Source organism: Bacillus sp. F19, from assembly GCA_023823795.1.
Taxonomy (GTDB): Bacteria; Bacillota; Bacilli; order Bacillales; family Bacillaceae; genus Bacillus_P.
In genome coordinates this window covers 1774762-1798276 of the sequence record CP085710.1, presented here as the reverse complement: position 1 = coordinate 1798276, position 23515 = coordinate 1774762, and the positions used below count along the sequence as shown (strand labels likewise).

26 protein-coding genes and 1 pseudogene are annotated in these 23515 nt (G+C 40.1%); 5 read left to right on the top strand and 22 right to left on the bottom strand.

Translation table 11 applies throughout. The features are described from left to right. Positions 1-69: 69 nt before the first annotated feature. Complete coding sequence (gene corA, locus LIT25_09085) at positions 70-1041, bottom strand: magnesium/cobalt transporter CorA (GenBank protein ID USK35423.1); 972 nt, start codon at positions 1039-1041, stop codon at positions 70-72. A 146-nt stretch (positions 1042-1187) separates the two neighbouring features. Here corA and LIT25_09080 point away from each other — a divergent pair, with 146 nt between their 5' ends. Beyond that, entirely contained in the window at positions 1188-2339 is a 1152-nt protein-coding gene (locus LIT25_09080) for an aminotransferase A (protein USK35422.1), read from the top strand. A 67-nt stretch (positions 2340-2406) separates the two neighbouring features. Here the strand turns inward: LIT25_09080 and LIT25_09075 are convergent, their stop codons facing one another. The 4 genes from LIT25_09075 to LIT25_09060 form a co-directional block, all read right to left on the bottom strand. After that, complete coding sequence (locus tag LIT25_09075; GenBank protein ID USK35421.1) at positions 2407-4233, bottom strand: PAS domain S-box protein; 1827 nt, start codon at positions 4231-4233, stop codon at positions 2407-2409. Between the two features lie 275 nt (positions 4234-4508). Continuing rightward, positions 4509-4682, bottom strand: coding sequence for a hypothetical protein (locus tag LIT25_09070; GenBank protein USK35420.1), 174 nt, complete (start codon positions 4680-4682; stop codon positions 4509-4511). A 55-nt stretch (positions 4683-4737) separates the two neighbouring features. Further along, a complete protein-coding gene (locus LIT25_09065) occupies positions 4738-5397 on the bottom strand; it encodes a carboxymuconolactone decarboxylase family protein (protein USK35419.1) in 660 nt (219 codons plus the stop codon). A gap of 188 nt (positions 5398-5585) precedes the next feature. Continuing rightward, the gene (locus LIT25_09060) at positions 5586-7703 is read right to left on the bottom strand and encodes a penicillin-binding protein 2 (GenBank protein USK35418.1); all 2118 of its coding nucleotides are present in this window, start codon (positions 7701-7703) and stop codon (positions 5586-5588) included. Between the two features lie 385 nt (positions 7704-8088). Here LIT25_09060 and LIT25_09055 point away from each other — a divergent pair, with 385 nt between their 5' ends. Further along, positions 8089-8844, top strand: coding sequence for a CAP domain-containing protein (locus LIT25_09055; protein ID USK35417.1), 756 nt, complete (start codon positions 8089-8091; stop codon positions 8842-8844). A gap of 33 nt (positions 8845-8877) precedes the next feature. Here LIT25_09055 and LIT25_09050 read toward each other — a convergent pair whose 3' ends face one another. The 11 genes and pseudogenes from LIT25_09050 to LIT25_09000 all read right to left on the bottom strand — a co-directional run bounded on the left by LIT25_09050 (position 8878) and on the right by LIT25_09000 (position 18731). Further along, positions 8878-9348, bottom strand: coding sequence for a GNAT family N-acetyltransferase (locus LIT25_09050; GenBank protein USK35416.1), 471 nt, complete (start codon positions 9346-9348; stop codon positions 8878-8880). Then, a complete protein-coding gene (locus LIT25_09045) occupies positions 9336-10211 on the bottom strand; it encodes an NAD(P)-dependent oxidoreductase (GenBank protein ID USK35415.1) in 876 nt (291 codons plus the stop codon). The genes LIT25_09050 and LIT25_09045 overlap by 13 nt, the downstream gene beginning before the upstream one ends. 30 nt (positions 10212-10241) lie before the next feature. Then, complete coding sequence (locus tag LIT25_09040; protein ID USK35414.1) at positions 10242-10742, bottom strand: hypothetical protein; 501 nt, start codon at positions 10740-10742, stop codon at positions 10242-10244. Continuing rightward, positions 10739-11212 (bottom strand): hypothetical protein, encoded by a 474-nt coding sequence (locus LIT25_09035; GenBank protein USK35413.1) that lies wholly within the window; start codon positions 11210-11212, stop codon positions 10739-10741. Before LIT25_09035 ends, LIT25_09040 begins: the two co-directional genes overlap by 4 nt. 77 nt (positions 11213-11289) lie before the next feature. Continuing rightward, positions 11290-12075: an SDR family oxidoreductase gene (locus LIT25_09030; protein USK35412.1), complete on the bottom strand. Its 786-nt coding sequence runs from the start codon at positions 12073-12075 to the stop codon at positions 11290-11292. A 110-nt stretch (positions 12076-12185) separates the two neighbouring features. Further along, positions 12186-12709, bottom strand: a pseudogene (locus LIT25_09025) (spore photoproduct lyase). Positions 12710-12789: 80 nt separating this feature from the next. After that, positions 12790-14505: a phosphoenolpyruvate--protein phosphotransferase gene (ptsP, locus tag LIT25_09020; protein ID USK35411.1), complete on the bottom strand. Its 1716-nt coding sequence runs from the start codon at positions 14503-14505 to the stop codon at positions 12790-12792. After that, positions 14505-14771, bottom strand: coding sequence for a phosphocarrier protein HPr (locus LIT25_09015; protein USK35410.1), 267 nt, complete (start codon positions 14769-14771; stop codon positions 14505-14507). The genes ptsP and LIT25_09015 overlap by 1 nt, the downstream gene beginning before the upstream one ends. 99 nt (positions 14772-14870) lie before the next feature. Continuing rightward, positions 14871-16970, bottom strand: coding sequence for a glucose-specific PTS transporter subunit IIBC (ptsG, locus tag LIT25_09010; GenBank protein ID USK35409.1), 2100 nt, complete (start codon positions 16968-16970; stop codon positions 14871-14873). 225 nt (positions 16971-17195) lie between these two features. Then, positions 17196-18038 carry a transcription antiterminator gene (locus LIT25_09005; GenBank protein USK35408.1) on the bottom strand — a complete coding sequence of 281 codons (843 nt, stop codon included), beginning with the start codon at positions 18036-18038 and terminating at the stop codon, positions 17196-17198. Positions 18039-18341: 303 nt separating this feature from the next. Beyond that, a complete protein-coding gene (locus LIT25_09000; protein ID USK35407.1) occupies positions 18342-18731 on the bottom strand; it encodes a hypothetical protein in 390 nt (129 codons plus the stop codon). Between the two features lie 135 nt (positions 18732-18866). Between LIT25_09000 and LIT25_08995 the strand changes: the two genes are divergently transcribed. Both LIT25_08995 and LIT25_08990 read left to right on the top strand, forming a co-directional pair. Beyond that, positions 18867-19286 carry a hypothetical protein gene (locus tag LIT25_08995; protein USK35406.1) on the top strand — a complete coding sequence of 140 codons (420 nt, stop codon included), beginning with the start codon at positions 18867-18869 and terminating at the stop codon, positions 19284-19286. Between the two features lie 175 nt (positions 19287-19461). Beyond that, complete coding sequence (locus LIT25_08990) at positions 19462-20274, top strand: HAD family hydrolase (GenBank protein ID USK35405.1); 813 nt, start codon at positions 19462-19464, stop codon at positions 20272-20274. A 142-nt stretch (positions 20275-20416) separates the two neighbouring features. On the opposite strand, the gene LIT25_08985 is transcribed toward LIT25_08990, so the two are convergent. Next, a complete protein-coding gene (locus LIT25_08985; GenBank protein USK35404.1) occupies positions 20417-20845 on the bottom strand; it encodes a hypothetical protein in 429 nt (142 codons plus the stop codon). Positions 20846-21055: 210 nt separating this feature from the next. Between LIT25_08985 and LIT25_08980 the strand changes: the two genes are divergently transcribed. Continuing rightward, positions 21056-21193, top strand: coding sequence for a hypothetical protein (locus LIT25_08980; GenBank protein ID USK35403.1), 138 nt, complete (start codon positions 21056-21058; stop codon positions 21191-21193). A 250-nt stretch (positions 21194-21443) separates the two neighbouring features. On the opposite strand, the gene LIT25_08975 is transcribed toward LIT25_08980, so the two are convergent. From LIT25_08975 to LIT25_08955, 5 genes are all read right to left on the bottom strand, one after another. Next, positions 21444-21530: a putative holin-like toxin gene (locus tag LIT25_08975; GenBank protein USK36216.1), complete on the bottom strand. Its 87-nt coding sequence runs from the start codon at positions 21528-21530 to the stop codon at positions 21444-21446. 180 nt (positions 21531-21710) lie between these two features. Further along, a complete protein-coding gene (locus LIT25_08970; GenBank protein USK35402.1) occupies positions 21711-21965 on the bottom strand; it encodes a hypothetical protein in 255 nt (84 codons plus the stop codon). Between the two features lie 143 nt (positions 21966-22108). After that, positions 22109-22972, bottom strand: coding sequence for a cation diffusion facilitator family transporter (locus LIT25_08965; protein ID USK35401.1), 864 nt, complete (start codon positions 22970-22972; stop codon positions 22109-22111). 60 nt (positions 22973-23032) lie between these two features. Then, positions 23033-23170 carry a YvrJ family protein gene (locus LIT25_08960; GenBank protein USK35400.1) on the bottom strand — a complete coding sequence of 46 codons (138 nt, stop codon included), beginning with the start codon at positions 23168-23170 and terminating at the stop codon, positions 23033-23035. A 99-nt stretch (positions 23171-23269) separates the two neighbouring features. Beyond that, positions 23270-23488 carry a DUF2922 domain-containing protein gene (locus LIT25_08955; GenBank protein ID USK35399.1) on the bottom strand — a complete coding sequence of 73 codons (219 nt, stop codon included), beginning with the start codon at positions 23486-23488 and terminating at the stop codon, positions 23270-23272. Between the last annotated feature and the right edge of the window lie 27 nt (positions 23489-23515).

Below are 23515 nucleotides of genomic sequence, written 5' to 3'. Positions count from 1 at the left end.
GATCACTCCGGTTGCTTTGTATTCTATAGGAAAGAATTCGTTTACGATCTTAAAATTATGACGGCTGCTTTATAGTTTAGTGCCCTTGTGATACCTGAACCAGCCCATTTTTGCAAAGAAGTAAATCATGCCGGCTGCAATGAATACCATAATGGCGACAACAATAAAGTAATTATATTTTCCGGTCAGCTCCGGCATATATTGAAAATTCATGCCATAGAGCCCTGCAATAAATGTGAGGGGGAGAAAAATGGACGAAATCACGGTCAGCGTCATCATGACTCTGTTCATTCTGTCAGAGCTGATTGATAGATAACTGTCGCGAATATCCGCACTGAGCTCACGGTTGGCATCAATCATTTCGACTAGTTTCAAAAGGTGATCATATATGTCCTGAAAGTAGATTTCATCTTTTATATAGGCCTTTAAGCTGCTTGAGCTGATGATGCGGTACAATAAATCGCGCATTGGAATGATTGTTCTTCTCAGCATGTACAAATCTGTTCGGATATCAAAAACGCCTTCCATTAATTCACTGATAGTCAAGTCTTTTGTGTTCTCCTCTATCTCGTTTAAATGATCTTCAAGCTTGTAAACAGGCGGAAAATATTCATCCACAAGCTGATCCATCAGCTGATGCATTAAGAGTGATGGCCCGCCTTCCTGAAGAAGAGAGTCTTTTTTTAGTTTGAACCAAATATTATTTAAATCACGAATCGATCTTTTATGAAAGGTTACAGCGTAATTTTTTGCTACAAAAAGATCCAGCTCTTCAGCTTCTAATGTTTTTTGCTGAATCGAATGCATGACAACAAATAGGCAGGTATCATATGTATCTATTTTTGGTCTCTGAACAAATTCCACACAGTCTTCAATGGCAAGCGGGTGAAATTTAAAAAACTTGCTTAACAGCTTCGTCTCTTCTGCTGTCGGATCCTGAAAGTCCACCCAATACCATTTGATGTCGGGATTTTTTAATTCTTTTAGCGGCAGGTCATAAATGACTGCTCCAGTTGATTGAACGGCAAGTGTACGTATCATTATGTCACATCTTTTCTGTTTGCTATGAATTTTATTCTTCTTCCATTCCCCCTAATCTATGTTCCTAAACACATAAAGAAAGGATGATATACGCGGAATAATTGTGTATGATGGTAAAAGAACTACATATAAAAAGGATGAACAAGATGGAACATCTCATTAATAAAAACGTGAAGAATATTCAAATTTCGGGGATACGGCAGTTTTTCAATATGGTTTCTGAATTTGAGGACACAATCTCGCTTACAATCGGACAGCCTGATTTTTTCACCCCTGCTCATGTAAAAGAAGCAGCAATTCAAGCAATAGATGAAAATTTCACGACCTATACTCACAATGCGGGGTATTTAGAACTCAGGAAGGCAGCTGCTGACTTTATTAAAGTGAAATATGATTTAGTTTATGATCCGGATAATGAAATTATCGTGACGTCCGGGGCCAGCCAGGCCATAGATATTTCCTTCAGGGCAATCCTTGAAGAAGGCAGTGAAGTAATCCTGCCGGGCCCTGTTTACCCTGGGTATGAACCGATTATTTCCCTTTGCGGAGCAGTACCTGTTCATGTTGATACTGCTGACCATGATTTCAGGTTAACGGCTGAACTAATCAAACTGAAAATAACGGAAAATACCCGCTGCATTGTCCTTCCTTATCCTTCCAATCCAACGGGTGTGACTTTGCACGAGGATGAGCTGAAGAAAATAGCCGATGTCATCAGGGGCAGGGATATCTTTGTTCTTTCGGATGAAATCTACAGTGAGCTTGTTTTTAACGGGAAGCATCATTCAATTGCCAAATTCTTGCCCGAACAGACCATCGTCATCAATGGATTATCCAAATCCCACAGTATGACAGGGTTTAGAATCGGTCTGTTATATGCTCCTGCTGTTATTGCAAAGCATGTTTTAAAAGTACATCAGTATAATGTCTCCTGCGCTTCTTCTATTTCTCAAAAAGCGGCATATCAAGCACTTACTGATGGGATTAATGATGCTGTTCCAATGAATGAGGAGTACGAAAAACGGATGAATTATGTGTATGAACGATTGGTAAGCATGGGTCTGCAAACCGTTAAACCCGATGGTTCCTTTTATATCTTTCCGAGCATCAAGCAATTCAATGTTTCTTCGTTTGATTTTGCTTATTCTTTGGCAAAAGATGGAGGAGTTGCGGTTGTTCCTGGAACCGCCTTTTCAAAATACGGGGAAGGATTTATCCGGATTTCCTATGCCTGCAGCTATGAACAGCTTGAGCAGGCATTGAATCGTATGGAAAAGTATCTGTCATCATTAAGGTAGGCTGTTACCCGAGTTATATAAGTCCTAAAATAAAAACTGGCCAGAGAATGCCCTGAGGCATCACTGGCTAGTTTTTTTCGGCTTCAGCCGATGGCAATTTCAATGTGAAGACAGTGCCCCGTCCAAACTCGCTTTCAATGGACATGCTGCCTTTGTGGTTTTCAATAATTTTATATGTGATCATTAAGCCAAGACCTGTTCCCTTTTCCTTCGTTGTAAAAAATGGCTCGCCAATTTTTTTCAGCACTTCAGCCGGAATACCCTCACCCTCGTCTTTTACATTCATGAGTATATAGTCACCTTCTTGCCTGGAGGACAGCGTCACTTTCCCGCCATTAGGCATGGAGTCTATTGCATTTTTTATTAAATTGATAAAGACTTGTTTGATTTGATTCTGATCACAATTGATGCTCATCTGATCATGCGGGTGCTGATGTACAATCATGACATTATTCATGATAGCCTGTGTTTCAAGAAGAGTTGCAACATCCTGAATCAGTGTTAATAAATTTGTTTGCTTCAAGACTCTTTCCTGAGGTTTGGCAAGCATAAGCAGTTCGCTCAAGATGAGTTCAATCCGGTTTAATTCGGAGAAGACAATGTCAAAGTAGGTCATCTCCCCTTTTCCTTCAGAACGCATGAGCTGCAAAAACCCTTTGATTGCTGTCAGCGGATTCCGGATTTCATGGGCTATTCCTGCTGCAAGCTGTCCTGCAACGGACAATTTTTCTGAACGAAGCATTAACTCCTCTGCTTTTTTACGATCCGAGATGTCTCTTAAAATAACCTGAACAGCAGGTTCGCCAAAATATGTCGTTGGGATGCAGACCATTTCCGTATAGATTGTGCTGCTCTTATATGTATGCCATGATTGCTTTGTTACTTCAACATCCGTTCTCAAATGAACTATGTTTTGCAATTTTTCTTTTACTTGCTCATGATATTCCGGATCGAGAGAAGAAAAGATGTTTTTTCCGAGCATATCAGGATAATCATCTGCTTGAAAAAGCTTTACACCCGATTCATTAATAAACACCCACTTTTCCCCGTGTATGACGGCAATCGTATCGATGGAGTTTTGAATGAGCAGCTGATACCGCTCTCGGCTTTTTTGCAGGATTTTCTGAAACTTTTTCCTTGAAGAAATATCAAGAAGGACAACAAGTTCTGCAGGCTGATTATTAAAAACAGCAGGTGCTGCCTTTATCTCGACTTCAACAGGAGACCCGTCAAGCCTTCTCCATGTTTGTTCGATCTGGCCGACATACGCCCCCCGCTGCATTCTTTGAATGCGGTTTTTGACAATGTCATGATAATCATGATCGATAATATCCAGCACGTCTTTCCCAAGCAGATCTTCCTTTGAGCTTCCCCCTAACAAATCAATTAAAGCCTGATTCACATAGCATAATTGACCTTTTTGCGAGATAAATAAGGGGCATGGCATTCTCTTAAGCAATTCACTTGCGTTTATGTTTATTTCCTTTGCCTCATCGATTAAAAGCGGATTATTCATTTGAACGGGCTTTGAAAAGAACTCCTGCTCGTGTGATTTAAGCAGTCTAATCTTAAGGATGATCTGATTTTCTTTCCCTGAAGTTGATTTGATAAAGTCAACAGTTGCTTCAAGCCAAATAAACGCTCCATTCTTCAATAAAAAACGAAACGTGCATGGATGGAGGTGGTGTTCGTTGTAAAAATAGCTCTCAACTAAAAACAAATCATCTTTATGGACATAATCCTTCAAAGAAGTTCCAATGAATTCTGCACTGGTAAAGCCCAAATGCTCTTCACTGTTCAAAGACATGAATTGAAATCTTCCATTATCGTTCATAACTGCAAATAATTCCGCCTGCGGCAATACTTGATATACGCTTTCTGTCTCCTGCTTCATGCATTGCCCCCCTTAATGTCCTTTTCACATTTGATAAACGTACCTGCCTGCTGGTGGGATGGATGGAACGGCTAAAATGAGCGTAATGCGGCAATGACGAGGAATCAAGAACAGATCAGCTTATCTGGAGGTTGGTCTTCGTCTACAGAACGTTCGATTTCACTTAACAAAATTCGATTTTCTTATTCAAAATTCCTTTTTAATTTCCTTAAAAAGTTAATTTTTTTCAGGTTAAGCATAAAAATAATAAAAGCCGGGATTGTCCCGGCTTTCGATTATTCTTTATATTCGCCAAAATTTTTGGCTGCTTTTTCTTTTTTTGCTTTTTCTTTATGAGCAAGGTTGGCTGCTGCGCTGCCGATTTCCCCGCTGAATTCAGAGTCGATTTTGCTTGAATCAAAACCTTTTTTATTCTTTTGATCTGCATCGTTTTTATTCGTTTTGGACATCCTGAGCTCACTCCTAATCAAAGATTGTTCTTAGTCTTTTCATCTCTTGATGAGGCTATTCTTCACTGCCCTGCTCATAAGATTGCAGCATATTAACAGCATGTGTAACAGCGCCGCCAGACCGGAGCAGGGCGGCAGTCATAATGGCTTCCGAGAGCTCTTCCTTTGAACAGCCTTCCTTTTTGGCTTCAGCTGTATGTGAAGCGATGCAATAAGGACATTCAGATGTATGCGCGACAGCAACTGATATTAATTGTTTCAGCTTTGCGGTGAGTTTACCTTCCTTTGAAGATTTTGAAAAAAACGCCCTTGCTGTCTGCTGTATTTCAGGAGAAAGATCCGTCAAAGTATTGATGTTTGATAAATCATCCCTGCTATAAAATGATTCGGCAAGCTCTCCATCGTAAGCACGATGCATCTGAGTGCGGTGAGCATAAGCACCTCCTGCTTCGATTGCAGCTGCAGCCATGACAGCTTCAAATAATTCCTCCAGAGATGCTCCAGCTTTTTTCGCTTTTTTTGTATGAAAATCAATGCAATAAGGACATTCGGTCACATGTGAAACAGCAACTGCTATAATTTCTTTTTCTTTTCTGGATAAATGCCCCTCATTCAAAACTGCTTTGCTGAAGGCAATATACGATTGATAAAGCTCCGGCGCTAACTCGGGAAATTTCTTCATGAGCTGTATATTTTCGATTGAGTAAATCCCCATTTTATCCCTCTTTTCTGGTTATGGCATTATTTTTTCCTTCTATGTAATTTGTTACTCATAATAAAAGCGGAATAGATCCGACAGAAAAGTTCAGGTATCACTTTTTACGGTCTGATGGAGAAGTTAGGAGCTGGAACTAGCTTATCTCATAAAAAAAGCTTTCCTATAAAGGAAAGCTCAGCTCGCATTTATTCTTCTGTATTTTCCGCAGTTTCTGCAGACTGTTCTGTTTCAGCATTTGGATCTTTTGGTTCCAGGTTCGCGTATGCTTCGATTGCTCTTTTCGCAATGTATTTGTTTACAGGATGGGAAGCTTTTTTACCGGTATAAGGAACAATTACACTAATGGCAACTTCAGGCTTTGATGCAGGATAATAACCAACAAAAGCCAAGTTATTCGTTTCCGTTCCCCAGTATGCACGTTTGCTTTGCTCGCCGTAATAACTGGTTTGTGATGTTCCTGTTTTTCCTGCAACATCATACTCACCAAAAATACCTGCTGCTGTACCGCCTGTTTGCGTAACAGCTTCAAATCCTCTCTGAACTTGTCTGATATCTTCTTCTGAGTTATTGATACGGTTTAATATCCTTGTTTCGTGTTCAGTTACTATAGCACCCAGTTCATTATCTTCAACAGGAGAATGAATACTAGTAACAATTCGCGGTGCTACACGATAACCACCATTGGCAATAACTGAAACGTATTGTGCCATCTGAAGAGGAGTGTACGTATCAAACTGGCCGATTGCCATGTTCAGAAGTATTCCCGCATCTGGAGGAACAGACTGCTGGCCAATTGACTCATTAGGTAAGTCAATGCCCGTTGGTACTCCTAATCCAAACTGACTGTAATAATTACGCATTTTTTGGAAGTCTTCAGAAGAAGCATTGAATGTAGTATTAGGAATATAATTTTCGCCTGCTATTTCATAAGCAATTCTGAACATATATACGTTGGAACTACGTTTCAATGCTGTTATATCATTAACAGGACCCATGTTACGTACTGATTTTTTTGGTTTAGTGTCTTTTATTAATAACGGGGTATCATTATAAACAGTTCCACGCGGAATTCCATTCTGATACCCGGCTAATACAGTCGCACCTTTTATTGTAGACCCAATTTCATACTGTGACGTATAGTTCCCAATGATATAATCATTAATTTTCCCATCTTCAAAATCATACTTCTTGCCTGACATCGCAAGAACATCACCCGTATTCGGATCCATCATCACGGCAAACGCTCTGTCTGCAAGGTGATTTCCAGTCTTGCCGCGGGCAACTCTAAGCTCTTCTTCAACGATGGTATCCAGCTGCTTTTGCAGTTCAAGATCAAATGACAGTTTCAGGTCATATCCGCGGCGGCCTTCATCGATCATCGTTTCTGAAATGACTTTGCCGCTGCTGTCAGTTACATATTGAACCTTGGCTTTTCTCGGATTCAGATAATCTTCGTATTGATATTCAAGATTGCTTCGGCCCACGCGTTCATTTCTAGCATAGCCTCGGGCAGTATAGTAAGACTTTCTCGCTTCGAGAATTCCCTGCTTAGGAGTCGTTACACTGCCGAAAACTCCAGTCAGCAGGTCTCCATTGGGATATGACCGTTTCCAGTCAGTAATAACATCAACACCTGGGAGGAGCTCAAGATTTTCCGCTACACGAGTCAGTTCTTCTTTTGTCAGCTCCTCGCCTTCTGTCAGACCTGTAGCTGTTACAATTTGAGGTTCGTAGGCATAGCCTGCTGAGAAGCGCGTGTATAAGGTAACTACTTCAAGCTCGTTTTTATTGCCTTTTAGTTTGTTAAGCTCAGCTTCAGGGACACGCTCAATTTGAAGCTGGTACGTTTCGCTCCCCTTTTTCTCTTTTTCCTTTGGTTTAAGAAGTTTCGCTGCTTCTTCCGGGTGTGCAGCAACCCAATAGTCTTTTAAATCTCTGTCCTTTAAAAATTCAGTCGGAACTTCTATTAGAGATGCAAGTACTTTTGCTGTTTCTATTTTATCTGATGCTTTCGTTGTTTTTTCTACTGTATATGTGATGGCCTCAACACCAATGTTTTCAACAAGAACATTTCCATTCCGGTCATACATCTTTCCGCGCGGTGCAGGAAAGCTTGCATAGTTTGACTCAGTGCGGCTGACTTCTTTTGAAAATTCCTCACCCTGAACAATTTGAACAACACCCAGCCGAATGATTAGTGCTACGAATAGTAAAAACACAAAGAAAAAGAAAACATTGATGCGGATTAAGCGCGTTTTCTTCAATTTTCGCAGATCAGCTTGACTATTACTTGGCTCAGTCAACGAATTTATTCCCCTTTCAAAATCGATCCTTGGTTATGAGATCATTTTTACGTATTTCAAACTCCATTGTAACACTTGTGTAACACTTGTTACATAAAAAAGGGAGTTAAATTTTTGTCAAGAAACAATTCAATGAAAAAGTTAGTACCACTGGATATTTATAGGAAGATTTTTTGACGGCAGCCAATGAGGAGTATTATATTTGTTACGCTATAAAACTAGTGTTACGAAAGGTTTGTTACCGCTCACTTAATGTAAGCTTCATAGATTAAAAGATTGAGTTCTGTCAATGGAAAGCAATGGTTCATATGTTACGAAAATCATATGTTACGATGTTGTTGTAGCAAGAGAGACACCAAAAAAAACTCTTAGGAGGAATTTTTTCATGAAGAAATCTATCGTACTTTCAGTTGCGGCAGCAGCTACTATTTTTACATTTAATGCTGGGGGCACATCAGCAGATGCAGCAGCTCCGCAGCAATCAAATATGCAGGTTAAGGCTTACCAAATTGCAGGTCAAAACTGCAATTTAAATCAAGCACAAACACAGGATTTACTAATGAACATCAACAATCCTGAGCTTCAAAAAATGATTGAGCAGCAATTAAGCCAATTTAAAGCACAGCAAGGCCAGGCAGCAGCTCCAGCACCACAGCAAGAGCAACAAGCAGCAGCTCCAAAACAAGAAGCTGCACCTGCAGCACCTGCAAAGCCAGAAGCTTCTAAGCAAGAAGCTCCAAAGCAAGAGCAAACACAGGCATCTGTAAGTGAATTCGAGAAAAAAGTTGTTGAATTAACAAATGCAGAGCGTGAAAAGCAAGGCTTAAAACCACTTCAATTAGATGAAGAACTAAGCAAAGTGGCTAAAGAAAAATCAAAAGACATGCAAAGCAAGAACTACTTTGACCATAACAGCCCAACTTACGGATCACCATTTGATATGATGAAGAAGTTCGGCGTTGAGTACAGCTCAGCTGGTGAAAACATTGCTAAAGGACAAGCTTCTCCTGAAGAAGTAGTACAAGCATGGATGAACTCTGAAGGCCACCGTAAAAACATCATGAACTCAAGCTTCACTCACATTGGTGTAGGCCATGTAGCTGAAGGCAACTACTGGACTCAAATGTTCATTGGTAAATAATAGGTTTTCATGTTGCAAGATAGCTAGATTATTCTAGCTATCTTTTTTTATTTGCATTTTTAGCCTGACCATATCCATGCATTGAATGCCATTTTCAAAAATGGGCTCCGGGTAATGAGCAATGAAGTAATTTTCAATTACTTTCTGCATGCGAAATCCGCATTTCTGATAAAGGGCAAGCTGTTCTAGGCTTGAGTTCCCTGTACCAATCTCAAGGAAATCCATGTTTTGATCTGCACAGGCTTGTTTAGCATAAGCAATAAGCTTTTTTGCTATTCCTTTACCCCTGAATTTCTCATCCACCGCAAGATTCATTATTTCCATAGATGCAGGCGAAATCGGCATCAGCACCATAACTCCTGCCTTATTCTTTTCAAGCTCCGCAAGAAAAACGGTCCCCTTTTTGAGATATTGATTTATATTTTGTTCGGAAGGATCGGCCTCGAGCAAGAGATCCATCGGTGCTGCACGATTGCCCTGCAGCTTTCTGATTACGATTTCCATAGCTTGTACAGCGCCTGTGTACCGCTGTCACCTTCACCCTTTTTCTGAAGATCTGTGTATAGTGAATGAGCTAACGTTAATCCTGGCACCTCCATCTTCATATGGTCAGCTTCTTCAATTGCAATGTCCATATCCTTTATGAAATGCTTTACATAGAAGCCTGGTTCAAAATCCTCTTTCAGCATTCTTGGAGCAAGATTGCTCAGTGACCAGCTGCCAGCTGCACCTGCTGAAATGCTTTTTAAAACATTTTCAGGATCGAGACCAGCGTTTTCCGCATAAGCAATGGCCTCACTGACTCCAATCATGCCAGCTGCTATCGCAATCTGGTTGCACATTTTCGTATGCTGACCGCTTCCTGCTTCTCCCTGATACACTATATTTTGTCCAATGACAGAAAAAATCGGCATGCATGCGTCAAATGCTTCCTGATCTCCGCCTGCCATAATGGATAATCTCGCTTCTCTTGCCCCTACATCTCCGCCTGAAACGGGTGCATCCAAGGCATGGATATGGCGCTGCTTTGCTGCTTTATAGATTTCTTTTGCAAGACTTGGCTTAGAAGTAGTCATATCTATTACATATGTACCTTCCTTGGCAGAGTCCAAAATGCCTTTTTCACTTAAATAAATTTCTTCTACATCAGAAGGATAGCCGGCCATTGTAATAATATAGTCAGATCGGGATGCAAGCTCTTCAATCGTCTCCATCCAAACTGCACCAGCCTCAATCAGTTCAGATGCCTTTTCTTTCGTTCTTGTATAAACCAAAACCGGGTATCCATCATGAAGCAAATGCCCAGCCATGCTTTTCCCCATTACGCCTGTCCCGATAAAACCGATTACACCTTTTTTTTCAGTCATGCAGATCTTCCTCTCTTTTCAAAAAGCCATCTATACGATGGAAGACTTTTCTTTTAGCTTATCATATTCTTTCATGACAAAATGAAAAAAAATGATAAAGAAGGTTTGAATAAAGAGATAAACCGGAAAGGAATATTGCATTTTATACCCTTTGCTGAAATCAAAAATACCGACTAATACGGCAATCCATTCATAAAAAACAGAAAACATTGACCACAAAATAATATAGACAATCGTAATGATGCCTCTGATCCTCCACTGCTGGTAAAGATAGAGAAAAAAATAGCCAAAAAAACCATACATGCTGTAATAAATAAAATCCCAGACCTCAAATTTCGGAGAATCATTCACATCATAAATATCATAAGGAGGCATGGCTAAAATATGGTCTGCAGTCAGTCCTATAAAGGCACTGAATGTAAAAATAAGAATAGTAACAGCAGCAGGAAACTTTTTGGTAAGCTTAACAGCTAAGAATAATCCCGCTGCTAATGTCATGATAATATAGAGTTCATTCATGAAATCCTTCAACTCATAGTGACCCCCTTCTTCAGGATTGGCCGGAATAAGCGAAGACCTATGATCCCTGAAAAATAGAGCAGAGAAGAGTGGAGAGCAGGAATCAGCCATCTATTTTCTTCATAGTTCATTACGCGGAAATAAGAACAAAGTTCTTCCATTGATACGATCAAAGCAAGAGAAAAGAGCAGCAGGAAAAGTTTTGCTAATGTACTTTTTAACATGAAATTTACATGAACGACCATTAGAAACAATAAAGGAATAATGATAATTCTCTGCAAAATAATAACCGTTAAGGCAGTAGGCGTTTCATAAACCGATGCCCATCCCAGGTTCACGGTGATTATAGAACAAAAGCCGTTATTTACAATGGACAGAATCATAAAAACGAAGACAGATTCCAAAAGATTTATTTTTTTCGGAATATACACATACAAATGAATTGAAAACCAGATCAAGATCACAGCGAAGACAATCGCCATTATTTATGCCACCCTTAGCTTTGAATTCTCTGGTTTAGTGTACTTCCGTCAAGCCATTTATATACAGTTTTATGCGCCTAAACAGATTTCACCATTCCTCCGTCAACCAAATGTGTCTGCCCTGTCATATAACTGTTGGCATCTGAGAGCAAGAAAAGAACATAGGCTGCAAACTCGGATGGTTTCCCGTAGCGTCCTGCAGGAATTTTCCGCTTCACTTCTTCTTCCACTTCACTGACGCTGATGCCATTCTTATCTGCTGCTGCCTGATCTAGAGAAGCGACTCTGTCCGTTGAAATTCTGCCCGGTGCCACTGTGTTGATCAAAATTTGATAAGGGGCAAGTTCTGATGCGAGAGTTTTAGTCAAACCGACAATACCAAGACGGAACGTATTCGATAAAATTAATCCAGGTATCGGTTCTTTTACTGAAGAGGAAGCGATGTTTACAATTTTTCCTCCCTTGCCTCGCATATATGGAATAACTGAACGAATAAGACGCACATGACTTAAAAGGTTTAACTCAAACGATTTTTGCCAGTCTTCATCACTCATTTGCTCGAATAGTCCTGAAGGGGGCCCGCCTGCATTATTCACAAGCAAATCAATTGTTCCAAACCGTTTCACCGTTTCTTCCACCAGCTGGCTGATCTCATCTGCATTTGATAAATCGCATGCTTTATATTCAACGAGGCCAGTACCTTTTTCAGAAAGCTCATTTTTCACTATATGTAGCTTATCAGGGTTTCTGCTTGTTATCATGACGCTCGCGCCTTCTTTTATAAGCTCTTCAGCAATAGCTCTGCCTAATCCTTGACTTGATGCTGCAACTAGAGCCACTTTGCCTTTTAATCCGAGTTCCATAGCTAACACTCCCCTTATTTTTTCTCATTATTATAGTAACAGTCTTACTTGTATTTTGCCTAAATAAGGATTCAGAAAATAGAAAAAACAAGGGCTGTACACCTTGTTTTTTAAGTGAAGTATTTAATCTTCGCATTTGGAAAGAAGTCATCAATATACTTTTCAAGTGTTTCTCCTAAATCAGCTTCCTCATCTTTTTGATAAATATATTTGCCGATTCCGTATCTTCCCCATTTGTAGCGGCGGTCATCTTCATTCATCTCGAGCTTTGATTTTGGATAGTTTTTTTCAATGACGCGCTTGGCAGGCTTTGTAAACCGGTGCTGGATCATTTCAAATGTGATATCATCCCGTGCTTCTTCAGGCAAAAGCCGATCAAGTTTCGAAAACAATTCGTAATACCCTTCCCGCCATCCTTCATGAATATAAATAGGCTCCACAATAAATCCGAGCGGGTATCCCACCCCCGCTACTTTGACGGATGCCTCTAAACGCTTATTCAGCGGCGATGTGCCTGGTTCAAAATTTTTAATCAATCAGCATTGATACTGAAGCGAAAACGTGTTTTTCCTTTATGATCTGCATCAAGTAAATGATCCACATGATGAAACTTTGTGACAAAGCGCAATTTCCCTTAGTGAATAGCAGGAAATAGTCCTTTCTGTTACTAAAAAAAGACCTGCTTAAGCAGGTCTCAGGTCTTTTTCATTTCATTTAAAGATTGAATTTCGTTTTCACAAACTCAACAACTTCTTCTGTTGTGCTCATAGAAAGAATTTCTTCTTTGAAGCTTGCTGCCTCTTCTTTTGAAAGGTTTTTAAGAAGAGAACGTGCTGGAAGGATCGATGTTGCACTCATAGAGAACTCATCAAGTCCTAGACCAAGAAGCACTGGAATCGCAAGCGGATCTCCAGCCATTTCTCCGCACATTCCTACCCATTTGCCTTCTTTGTGAGCTGCTTCAATGACAAGCGTCACAAGACGAAGAATGGCAGGATTATAAGGCTGATACAAGTATGAAACACGCTCGTTCATACGGTCAGCAGCCATTGTGTATTGAATCAGGTCATTTGTTCCGATGCTGAAGAAGTCAACATCTTTAGCAAATTGATCTGCAAGAACAGCAGTTGAAGGAATTTCAACCATCATTCCAATTTCAATGTGATCTGAAACTTGAACACCTTCATTGACAAGCTTTTGCTTTTCTTCTAAAAGAATTGCTTTAGCCTGTCTGAACTCGTCCACAACTGCAATCATCGGGAACATGATTTTCAAGTTGCCGAACGTGCTTGCACGAAGCAATGCACGCAATTGAGTGCGGAAAATATCCTGCTCTTCTAAGCAAAGACGAATCGCACGGAAACCTAGGAATGGATTCATTTCTTTCGGAAGATTCAAGTATGGAAGCTCTTTGTCTCCGCCAATGTCAAGGGTGCGGACAACAACCGGCTTGCCTTCCATGCGCTCAAGCACAGCTTTATATGCTTCGAACTGCTCATCTTCCGTCGGAAGCTGATCGCGTCCCATGTAAAGGAATTCTGTACGGTATAGACCAACTGCTTCTCCGCCGTTCTCAAGAACGCCGCGAACATCGTCAGGCGTGCCAATATTAGCTGCAAGCTCAACGTGCTGTCCGTCTTTTGTTACCGTTTCTTCATTTACAAGTTTCGCCCACTCCGCTTTTTGCACTTCGTATTGAGCTTTTTTCTTTTCAAAGCCTGCAATTGCATCCTCAGAAGGATTTACAATGACATCTCCATCTATTCCATCAACGATGACGATGTCGCCATTTTTGATGTCAGCTGTAGCTGTTTTTGTTCCAACTACGGCAGGGATCTCCATTGAACGAGCCATGATGGCTGAATGTGATGTTCTGCCGCCGATATCAGTTGTAAAACCTAAAACATACTGACGATTCAGCTGTGCAGTGTCAGAAGGTGTTAAATCTTCTGCAATGATGATCACTTCTTCAGTAATCATGCTCGGGTTTGGTATCTCAACGCCAAGCAAGTGTCCGATCACACGTTTCGTAACATCGCGGATATCAGCTGCACGCTCTTTCATATATTCGTTGTCCATAGACTCGAACATACTTACAAACATATCAGCCGTTTCTTTCATTGCAAATTCAGCGTTAACTGCTTCACTGCTGATTTTATCTTTAACCGGGTTAAGCAATTCTGGGTCGCTTAAAACTAAGATATGAGCTTCAAAAATTTCAGCTTTGTCTGCACCTAATTCTCTGAGTGCATGCTCTTTAATTTTTACAAGCTCTGATTTTGATTTTTGGATGGCTTCATCAAAACGAAGGACTTCAGCAGTTTTATCTGCTACTTCTTTTTTTGATACTGTCAGATCTGGTTCTTCTAAGCGGTAAGCTTTTGCAATCGCGATCCCAGCTGAAGCTCCAATCCCTTTTAATTCGAGCATTATTCGCCTAAGCCTTCTTTTTTCATTGTTTCTTCAAGAGCTGCGATTGCATCGTTTTCGTCTGAACCAGCTGCAGAAATCGTAATTTCTGAATCTTTAGCGATACCTAATGACATAACACCCATGATTGATTTTAAGTTCACTGTTTTGCCGTTATATGCTAAGTTCACATCTGCATCAAATCTGCTTGCTGTTTGAACAAGCACTGTAGCCGGACGTGCGTGGATTCCTGATTCTGCTGTTACTTTAAACGTTTTCTCTGCCATAATTAATCAATCTCCTTCATATTTAAATAAAGCTAGTACACAATATCTTATCATAACAGCCGCATCATTTGATAGACAAGTAATGCGACCTCATTCATTTTATTTTTCTATAGAAATGATGTTCTCTTCTCCTGCTTTCACACGGTCGGATGATTTTATTACGACTGATTCGCCTTCATTTAAATTTGTGAAAACAATCGGCGTCATAATAGAAGGAGCATTTTGCTTAACGAATTCCAAGTCTACTTGGAGCAGTTTTTGTCCTTTAGTGACAATGTCACCTTCTTTAACAAATGCTTCGAAGCCTTCCCCTTTAAGGTTCACAGTATCAATTCCGACATGAATTAAGATCTCGTTGCCGCTTTCTGATTCAAGGCCAATTGCGTGCTTAGTAGGGAATACATTTAATATTTTGCCGTCAACCGGTGAAACGATCGTGCCGTCAGCGGGAGTAATCGCAAAACCATCACCCATCATTTTTCCTGAGAACACTTGATCAGGCACTTCAGTGATTGGATGAATGTCACCTGTTAAAGGAGAAACAAGTGAAAATTCGCTTACTTCGTTTTTAAGAGGTCCTGCAACAACGTCCTCAACTTGCTCCTGCACTTCTTTTTCTGCTAAAACAGGTTTTGCCGGGCGAGGCGTTTTGCCTGACATCACGTCTTGAATTTGTGTTTTCAGGTTATCCGATTTAGGACCATAGATTGCCTGAATGTTGTTTCCAACTTCAAGGACACCTGCTGCTCCTAAACGTTTTAAGCGGTTTTTATCGACTGCTTTCACATCATTAACCGTTACACGCAGGCGGGTGATACATGCGTCCAGGTGCTTGATATTTGAGCTTCCGCCTAAAGATTCAAGAATGTTATATGGAAGATCTCCTGCACTTTCGCCGGCTTTATTATCTTCTGTTTCTGCCTCAGCATCTTCGCGTCCAGGTGTTTTAAGGTTGAACTTGCGGATCGCAAAACGGAATCCGAAATAATAAATCAGAGCGAATACTAAACCTACCGGAATAACGAGCCACCAGTCGGTTCTGTTTGGAAGAATACCGAACAGGAAGTAGTCAATGACTCCGCCTGAGAATGTCATCCCGATTTTCACATCAAGCAATTGCATCGTCATGAAAGACAGACCTGCAAAGACAGCATGAATTGCAAATAGAATAGGTGCTACGAATAAGAATGAGAATTCAAGCGGCTCTGTAATCCCTGTTAAGAAAGATGTTAAAGCAGCAGAACCCATGATACCTGCAACAAACTTTTTATTTTCAGGTCTTGACTCATGATAGATAGCAAGTGCAGCAGCCGGAAGACCGAACATCATGAATGGGAATTTACCCGTCATGAATGTACCTGCTGTTAATTCAGCGCCGTCTTTAATCTGAGCCATGAAGATACGCTGATCTCCTCGGACAATTTCCCCTGCCTGAGTTGTATAGTTCCCAAACTCATACCAGAAAGGAGAGTAGAAAATATGATGAAGACCAAAAGGAATCAATGAACGTTCAATAAAACCGAATATGAATGCTGCCAATGTTTTATTAGATTCGAGCAGCCCTGTTGAGAAGGCGTTTAAACCGTTTTGAACCGGCGGCCAGACAAACAGCATGATTAATCCTAAAGCTACTGCAGAAACAGCCGTCATAATTGGTACGAAACGCTTTCCTGCGAAGAAACCTAAGTATTGAGGCAATTCAATTTTATAGAATTTGTTGTACATGTATGCACCGAGAACCCCGACGATAATACCGCCAAAGACTCCGGTCTGTAAGGTCGGCATTCCAAGGACTCTCGCATATTCAGGATGAAGCTGCTGAAAGAATTGTGCAAGCTCTACAGCATCGCTTGGAATTTTCCCTGTTTGAAGCAGCACAGCACTCATTGTTGCATTCATAATAAAGTATCCGATGATTGCTGCAAGACCTGCAACCCCATCACCATTGGCAAGGCCAATCGCTACACCGACCGCAAATAGAAGCGGCAGATTTGCAAAGACAATATCACCAGAAGATTCCATTACTTTTGCAACAAGCTGTACAATTTCATTTGTTAAGAATGGTACTTTTGATGTAAGCTCCGGATTTTGCATCGCATTACCGAATGCGAGCAGGATACCTGCAGCAGGCAAAATCGCTACTGGAAGCATAAGAGCTTTACCAATTTTTTGGAGTACACCAAAAAAATTTTTAAACATGTGCATAACCTCCTTGTAAAAATAGTTTGTGTAAGCAGCAAACAAAAAAAACATGAAAGCAAATTACAAGCGTTTACATTTCAGACCTAAAAAGAACAATAAAAAAAGCATGGTGCAACAAGGACGACCGTGCACAAAGGGTATATTCCCCCTATTAGCCGGTTTCAACACGTACTTGTTCACTCATGCCTGATCGTATCAGTAACACGTAAGGTACTTTTCTCATTAAGTTTTGTTTGTTAAACGGTATAAATGCAATGTTAGATAAACAGCCTCAGCTTCATAGACTGGTTTTTTCAGAAATTGCTGCATCACTTTTATCATTTTCCAAGATGTATTGTAGCATATCGGATATTCTTTTTTCAACAATAAAGTAAACTTTTCTGGTTCTTCAACCGTTTCACCTGAGAGAACCCTTTCAATCGTGTATCTTAAGTGGCGGACAAGCCGCAGATAATTGACGCTTTCATGATTCACTTTTATTTTCATAGAGTCTTCAATCACTCCTACCAATTGATTAATCAGCTGAGAAAACTGGTTCACATCTGCAATCGGCTTATTTGTGATGGCACTATGGATATGAAGGGCAATAAAACCAATTTCCCCTTCCGGCAAGTTCACTTTGAGCCTGTCATTGATCATATGGATAACTTCTTCAGCGACTAAGAATTCATTCGGATAAAGCGTTTTTGTCTCAATCAGAAACGGATTTTTAATGTCCATCCCTTTTTGAAGCCGTTTAATCGCAAATGTAATATGATCAATCAGCGCGATATGAATATGTTCATTTAAAGGCAGCTTCACCCGCTCTGCTATAAAGTGTATGACATCGCTGACAACCTCAATCATGTCTTCATCGACAAAAGGAAGGAGCATCTTAAATTGTTCCTGCTCTTTTTGATTCGTAAGCACAAACATCTTCTCATACGAATCCTCCTGCATCAAGTCTCCGCGTTTCTTGCCAAATCCTATGCCCTTTCCAATCAGAACAACCTCTTCATATGAATCATGCTCGGCAATAAGCACATTATTATTTAAAACCTTTTTTATTATAAAGGACTCCTTCACGAAATCCTCAGCTCCTTTTATCTCTCAATGCTTCATATCGTACATAATAGCATGTGATTACGTCAACTGCGAAATGCTGATCGACTGAAAGACTTGTAGATCGGACAGAAACATTCTTACTTAATTTGGTATTCCCCGTAGAATTATTTTGAATATTAATTCGGGCAGTTTCAACATTGATTTGAGGCTTTTCAAATTCATTCGGGTACTCTCCAGATTAATTGAAACGTTTTTAATCATTCCCCGATATTGTGAACAAAGAAAATAATACCTGTGAATCACCAATTAAAGATTTCTGAAATACTATCGATCTTCAGGAACATATTCGGTCGTCTCGAACATCTTTTTATCTCCAACAAAAAAGTATGCTTCTCCATCTTTCCCTGTTTCATCACCGCTTGATGCCCCGTGAATCATTTTTCCAGGTGAAAGTTCTTTTCTGTCCCCGTCTTTATCCAAGTAGAAATAGTTTGTCGCAGCCCAGCCATCATGGATATTTTTTTCATTCACGGATGCATGACCTTCTTTGTTCACTTTGTACTCTTTTACATTTTCTTCTGCAGAAGGATCGTTATGAACCGTTACCCAACCGGTATAGCCTTCAGGAATTAAAAATGTACGCTGAGACTGATCCTGCTGCTTGCATCCGGAAAGGAACAAAACAGCTGTTAGTAATAGTATGAATGTCCTCATCAAAATGCCTCCTATACAATGGTTATTCGTTAGCATCAACCATTGTTCTGAATCTATCCGTTTTACATTCAGCCTTGTAATTTATACCAGATGATGACTTCATATAATTGGGGAAAGTAAGTATGAGGTGTTTATATGAAGATAATAAAAATAAGTATCTGTCTCCTGATCCTTTTTCTCAATTTGCCCATTAATGAAGGAAGTGCAGAAACAAAGTCCGTCAAAGTGATTGATGTTGAAACCGGCGACGTCGTTAAAGATGTTCCCTCTTCAGCTTATTTTACAAATGAACTTAAAAAGGCGATTGAGTCAATGAAGGGAATCACAGTAAAAGTGAATCCACTGCCCAAGAAGGGGTATTTGATATTAATACAGCCTACAGCGTCTCTTAAAGTGAAAAACAAATGGTATGACGGCATCGTTTCAGAAGGAATGATTGTCTACAGCAAGGAGGATTCTCCGAGACTCATTTTGTTTACAGACGAAAACAAACCATTATTTTTTGAAATGTCATACGATCCTAAGAATCTGATTCAGACTCTTAGTATTCAGTAGCAGATGTTTTGCCGTTCATCGGGCTTCGCCACTCACCGGCGAAGCCTGATTAGGTTTCTCTAATCCCGAACTGACCCGGCCCGAAACAATTGCACCTGCGAGTATCTAACCCTATAATGAGACAGGTCAGGGAAAACCCCGCCCGCAGAGAGATTCATCAAGGAGGAGATCAGAAATGATAAAACTATTTGTAAGTGATCTTGATGGAACATTATTAAGTTTTGAAAAAAAGGTGACGGAGCAGGATATTGCCGCTCTTAAAGAATTAAAGGAAAATGGCGTGGATGTATGTTTAGCATCAGGCAGAATGGATGTGGAGATTGGCGAAATTTTGACGATGATTGGTGAAAAGTACCACCGCATCAGTCAAAATGGAGCTTTTATCAATACAGATAATGATGAATCTCTGCATGCACTGACCTTTGACAATGTGATTGCTAAAGAAGTGTTTGAACAAGTTCGTTCTACAGACTTTATTACAATCATTGCAGACTACAGCAAAAATTATACAGAACGCCGAGATGAAGTCATTACAGGCATTGAATCGAGAATGTTCTCTCCAATAGAAGAGAACGTCAATCTCCTTAATGCCTTGGGAGAAGATGTCAAAGCCTCTAAAATTACTATTTTGGGTGAATATGAAGCAATTTCCGATCTGCAGAAAACGCTGCAGGAAAGACATCCTGATACAATCGAGACATACATATCTGACAAGCAGTGTCTTGATGTCATGCCTAAAAACATAAGCAAGGGCAACGCACTAAAGATGCTTATTGAACACCTTGGAATTAAGCCTGAAGAGGTTGCCTGCATCGGTGATTCATTCAATGATATTCCCATGTTTAAGATGACCCCGCACAGTTTTACAATGGAAGATGCCCTTCCTGAAGTGAAAGCGCAAGCTGCCTACACCGCAGCAACTGTTCATGAAGCCATTAAAAAAGTAGCAGAAATGAATAAAACACAGCTTCATTCAAAGGTTTTATAATTAAGCATGACAAAAAAGGGCGATCTATTCGCCCTTTTTCTGCATTATGCCTATACGGCTTTACTGCCTGATAAATACATATCAGAAAATTCTTTTGCGGGAATCGGCTTTCCGCCCAGGTATCCCTGAAATTCAAGGCATCCTAAATTAGCAAGAAGATCCTTTTGAGTTTTTGTTTCAACCCAAGCGGCTTCACTTCAATCTTATCCTGAAATAAAATTGCATACCCAATAATATCAACGAAAACTATACCAAGTGACATTCCGCATCCCGTAACAAAATAACTTTTTGAACTCATAGGCGGGATGCCGCCAGTTCTAATAGAGAAAAAAGCGACAAAACTGCAAACTGCATAGCTAATCAGAAAGTAAAGGAACGGCTGCTCTACTGTATACTTTAAATGAACAGAAAAAATGGCTAGCAGGTGAGTCAGCCAGAACAAGAATCCAAGGGTTAAACTAAGCATTATCATGATTTTGGACTGTTTATCTTGAGTTTTACGACTGCATATATTTGTAAACACCGGCGTCAGATGATAACTGATAACCGATTGAACAAGTACAAGGAACATCAAAAACCTGCATTCAAGTTAAACAATCAAAATTCCCCCTTATCTCTTATATCGAACAAATCTAAAGATATTCAAGGGGGATTTCAATTTATTCTTAAAAACTTTCTTCTGTGTGCAATGACAAAAAACAACAAAATATATGTTTAAAAATTCTCTGTTTGATGCAGACTATCGAACGAAAGGAAATTTACATGAAGGGAGGAATGAGCGATGAACAAGAACAACCAAAACAACAAGCAGCAAAACATGCAACAGCAGCAGCAAAATCAACAACAGCAAAACCAGCAAGCTGATACTGAGTTTTCTCAAGAAATGAATCAGCAAAAAGCGAACAAAAAACAAAAATAAGGTTTACATACTTGTAAGCTAGTAAAAGACGGTTCTTTTGACCGTCTTTTTCCTTTTAGCTTGGGCTTCATTTCAAGACGTTTTTTATAAAATCGATTTTATGACAAGTATTTCCCTGCCTTTTTATGATATACTAATTCCGTAAAGCTGCAGATGATGCCACATCTACAGCCAAAGCAGTCAAGCAGCACTAGAACGGATCAGCTTAATACGCAAACGGTTTACTGTGACCTCTCTGTTTTGCCGAGGTCTATTTTTTTTGCCCAAAACCGAGCACTGCCACAATTAACGTAGCAAAAGAAACCATTACAACTAAACTTTCAAAGATTGTCAACATGTCATCCCCCTTTCCTAGGGGTTCACACTGATCCATTTAAGATTGACCTGCACGTCCATTATATCACTAAACGAACAAAACAGGAACATACGTTTGTATTTTGAGCCATTTCTCCTACAATTATTGCCTTTAACCGCCAAAGCTCTATATATAAAAAAAGAACACTCAAGGTGTCCTTTATTAAGTCGTTTTAACTCGGTTTTGTTCGACAGTATTACATGCAATTTTCATTTTTGCCAATGTGCCTTTGAGGGTTTCTTCATGATTGCATTGATCATTTAGATACATTTCAGATAAATCATAGACAGATCGCGAAAGCAGCTCGACCACATTTTTTAACGAATCACCGTCTGGGGCGTATTCATCATGCAGAACCTTACGGACAATATCATCACTGTACTTTTTGATTTTCATGACCTTTTCCTTTTCAGGCATTTTCATACCCTCCTTTTTTTTCTCATATATAATACTTCGCCAATTGAATCAGATCCCCTTTGTATGATTCTGTCGAGTTATTGGAACTTTTTCATAAAAAAATGGCTTCCGGTTTAGGAAGCCATTTAGCTTGATCTGTTTCATCAGGATGGTTCGATATGGACATGTACATGCGAGATACGATGTTCTATTTTCATTCTTTTTTCCACTTCATCTGTAATTTCGTGGCTCTCGGTTACATTCAGTCCTGCGTGAACCTCGATAACTACGTCTACAAGGACACTGCTTCCAAGGTATCGCGCTTTTATATCCTTGATCCTGTCGACTCCTGGCGTTGACTCAACAGTTGCTTTAAAGTTCCTCAGCATCTGATCATCAAAACCGTCTGTTAAGGAATGAGCTGTTTCTTTGAAAATATCCCATGCCGTTTTGCAAATAATAAATCCGATTGTAATCGCCGTAACGGTGTCAAACCAGGCTATGCCGAATTGAGACGCGACAATTCCTGCAAAAGCGCCTACACTTACAAGGGCATCGGAGCGGTTATCATGGGCTGCTGCGATCAGTGCTTTGGAATTGATCTTTGTTGCCAATGATTTGTTGTATCGGTAAACCCCATACATAATAATCGCACTGATGATGGCTGCCCATGCAGTGATCAAATTAGGTGATTCTGTCTTTGGCTCTATGATGGATTTAAACCCTGCGAACAAAACCTGAATACCGACAGACATGATTATAAATGAAGCAACCAATGCAGCAATGGCCTCTGCTTTAAGATGCCCGTAGGGATGATCAAGGTCAGGCGGCTTTTGAGAAATTTTCAGCCCGATTAAAACGGCTGCTGATGCAATGACATCTGTTCCGTTATTCAGACCATCCGCAAGGAGGGCCTGTGAAGTATACACATAGCCAATGCCAAGCTTGGCTGCTGCAAGAAGGATATAGGCACCGATGCTCAGCCAGGCACCGCGTTCTCCTTTTTTTAAATCTTGATAAACGTCCAATAATTTCACTTCCCCATTTTAAAGATCCATTACATAAGCAGAGAAGTTTAGTTTGACAGATTACTTATTCCACTGCTTCGGGAGCATTTGAATGGACGCATTCAGAGTGTCCAGTTTGCTTTCAATCCTGTGCAGCAGGTAGAGAGTAACCATGATTGGAAATCCGACTTCGCTTACTAATTGAATCCACTGTTCCATAATAGGTTTCCTCCTTTTCCAGTTTTTATGTTCATTTTCCTTCTTCATACAGAGATGAAAGGCCAGATCCCCCAATTGGAGATCTGACCTTCATTAGCTTTATCCGATTGTAAGATCTGTTAAATTTCTTTCAACAATACGTGCTCCTTTTTTGCTGATAATGTCTCCGCCCGGAGATGTAAAAGCATTTGAAGCTAAGATAAGGTCCATTGCATTTGACACATCACTCTCAACAATCGGTTCTTTTGGAGAATCGATGTTGATTTTCACCTGCTTGCCCTCTTCATTTAAAAATTGAAGCTCCAGCGTTTTCGCCATTTATACTCCCTCCTTTCCTGCATGTTT

What these genes read in the sequence shown, in the direction of transcription:
- corA (USK35423.1), bottom strand. Translation starts at nt 1,041, where the DNA reads ATGATACGTACACTTGCCGTTCAATCAACTGGAGCAGTCATTTATGAC.
- LIT25_09080 (USK35422.1), top strand. Translation starts at nt 1,188, where the DNA reads ATGGAACATCTCATTAATAAAAACGTGAAGAATATTCAAATTTCGGGG.
- LIT25_09075 (USK35421.1), bottom strand. Translation starts at nt 4,233, where the DNA reads ATGAAGCAGGAGACAGAAAGCGTATATCAAGTATTGCCGCAGGCGGAA.
- LIT25_09070 (USK35420.1), bottom strand. Translation starts at nt 4,682, where the DNA reads ATGTCCAAAACGAATAAAAACGATGCAGATCAAAAGAATAAAAAAGGT.
- LIT25_09065 (USK35419.1), bottom strand. Translation starts at nt 5,397, where the DNA reads ATGGGGATTTACTCAATCGAAAATATACAGCTCATGAAGAAATTTCCC.
- LIT25_09055 (USK35417.1), top strand. Translation starts at nt 8,089, where the DNA reads ATGAAGAAATCTATCGTACTTTCAGTTGCGGCAGCAGCTACTATTTTT.
- LIT25_09050 (USK35416.1), bottom strand. Translation starts at nt 9,348, where the DNA reads ATGGAAATCGTAATCAGAAAGCTGCAGGGCAATCGTGCAGCACCGATG.
- LIT25_09045 (USK35415.1), bottom strand. Translation starts at nt 10,211, where the DNA reads ATGACTGAAAAAAAAGGTGTAATCGGTTTTATCGGGACAGGCGTAATG.
- LIT25_09035 (USK35413.1), bottom strand. Translation starts at nt 11,212, where the DNA reads ATGGCGATTGTCTTCGCTGTGATCTTGATCTGGTTTTCAATTCATTTG.
- LIT25_09030 (USK35412.1), bottom strand. Translation starts at nt 12,075, where the DNA reads ATGGAACTCGGATTAAAAGGCAAAGTGGCTCTAGTTGCAGCATCAAGT.
- ptsP (USK35411.1), bottom strand. Translation starts at nt 14,505, where the DNA reads ATGCTCGAATTAAAAGGGATTGGAGCTTCAGCTGGGATCGCGATTGCA.
- LIT25_09015 (USK35410.1), bottom strand. Translation starts at nt 14,771, where the DNA reads ATGGCAGAGAAAACGTTTAAAGTAACAGCAGAATCAGGAATCCACGCA.
- ptsG (USK35409.1), bottom strand. Translation starts at nt 16,970, where the DNA reads ATGTTTAAAAATTTTTTTGGTGTACTCCAAAAAATTGGTAAAGCTCTT.
- LIT25_09000 (USK35407.1), bottom strand. Translation starts at nt 18,731, where the DNA reads ATGAGGACATTCATACTATTACTAACAGCTGTTTTGTTCCTTTCCGGA.
- LIT25_08995 (USK35406.1), top strand. Translation starts at nt 18,867, where the DNA reads ATGAAGATAATAAAAATAAGTATCTGTCTCCTGATCCTTTTTCTCAAT.
- LIT25_08990 (USK35405.1), top strand. Translation starts at nt 19,462, where the DNA reads ATGATAAAACTATTTGTAAGTGATCTTGATGGAACATTATTAAGTTTT.
- LIT25_08985 (USK35404.1), bottom strand. Translation starts at nt 20,845, where the DNA reads ATGTTCCTTGTACTTGTTCAATCGGTTATCAGTTATCATCTGACGCCG.
- LIT25_08980 (USK35403.1), top strand. Translation starts at nt 21,056, where the DNA reads ATGAACAAGAACAACCAAAACAACAAGCAGCAAAACATGCAACAGCAG.
- LIT25_08975 (USK36216.1), bottom strand. Translation starts at nt 21,530, where the DNA reads ATGTTGACAATCTTTGAAAGTTTAGTTGTAATGGTTTCTTTTGCTACG.
- LIT25_08970 (USK35402.1), bottom strand. Translation starts at nt 21,965, where the DNA reads ATGCCTGAAAAGGAAAAGGTCATGAAAATCAAAAAGTACAGTGATGAT.
- LIT25_08960 (USK35400.1), bottom strand. Translation starts at nt 23,170, where the DNA reads ATGGAACAGTGGATTCAATTAGTAAGCGAAGTCGGATTTCCAATCATG.
- LIT25_08955 (USK35399.1), bottom strand. Translation starts at nt 23,488, where the DNA reads ATGGCGAAAACGCTGGAGCTTCAATTTTTAAATGAAGAGGGCAAGCAG.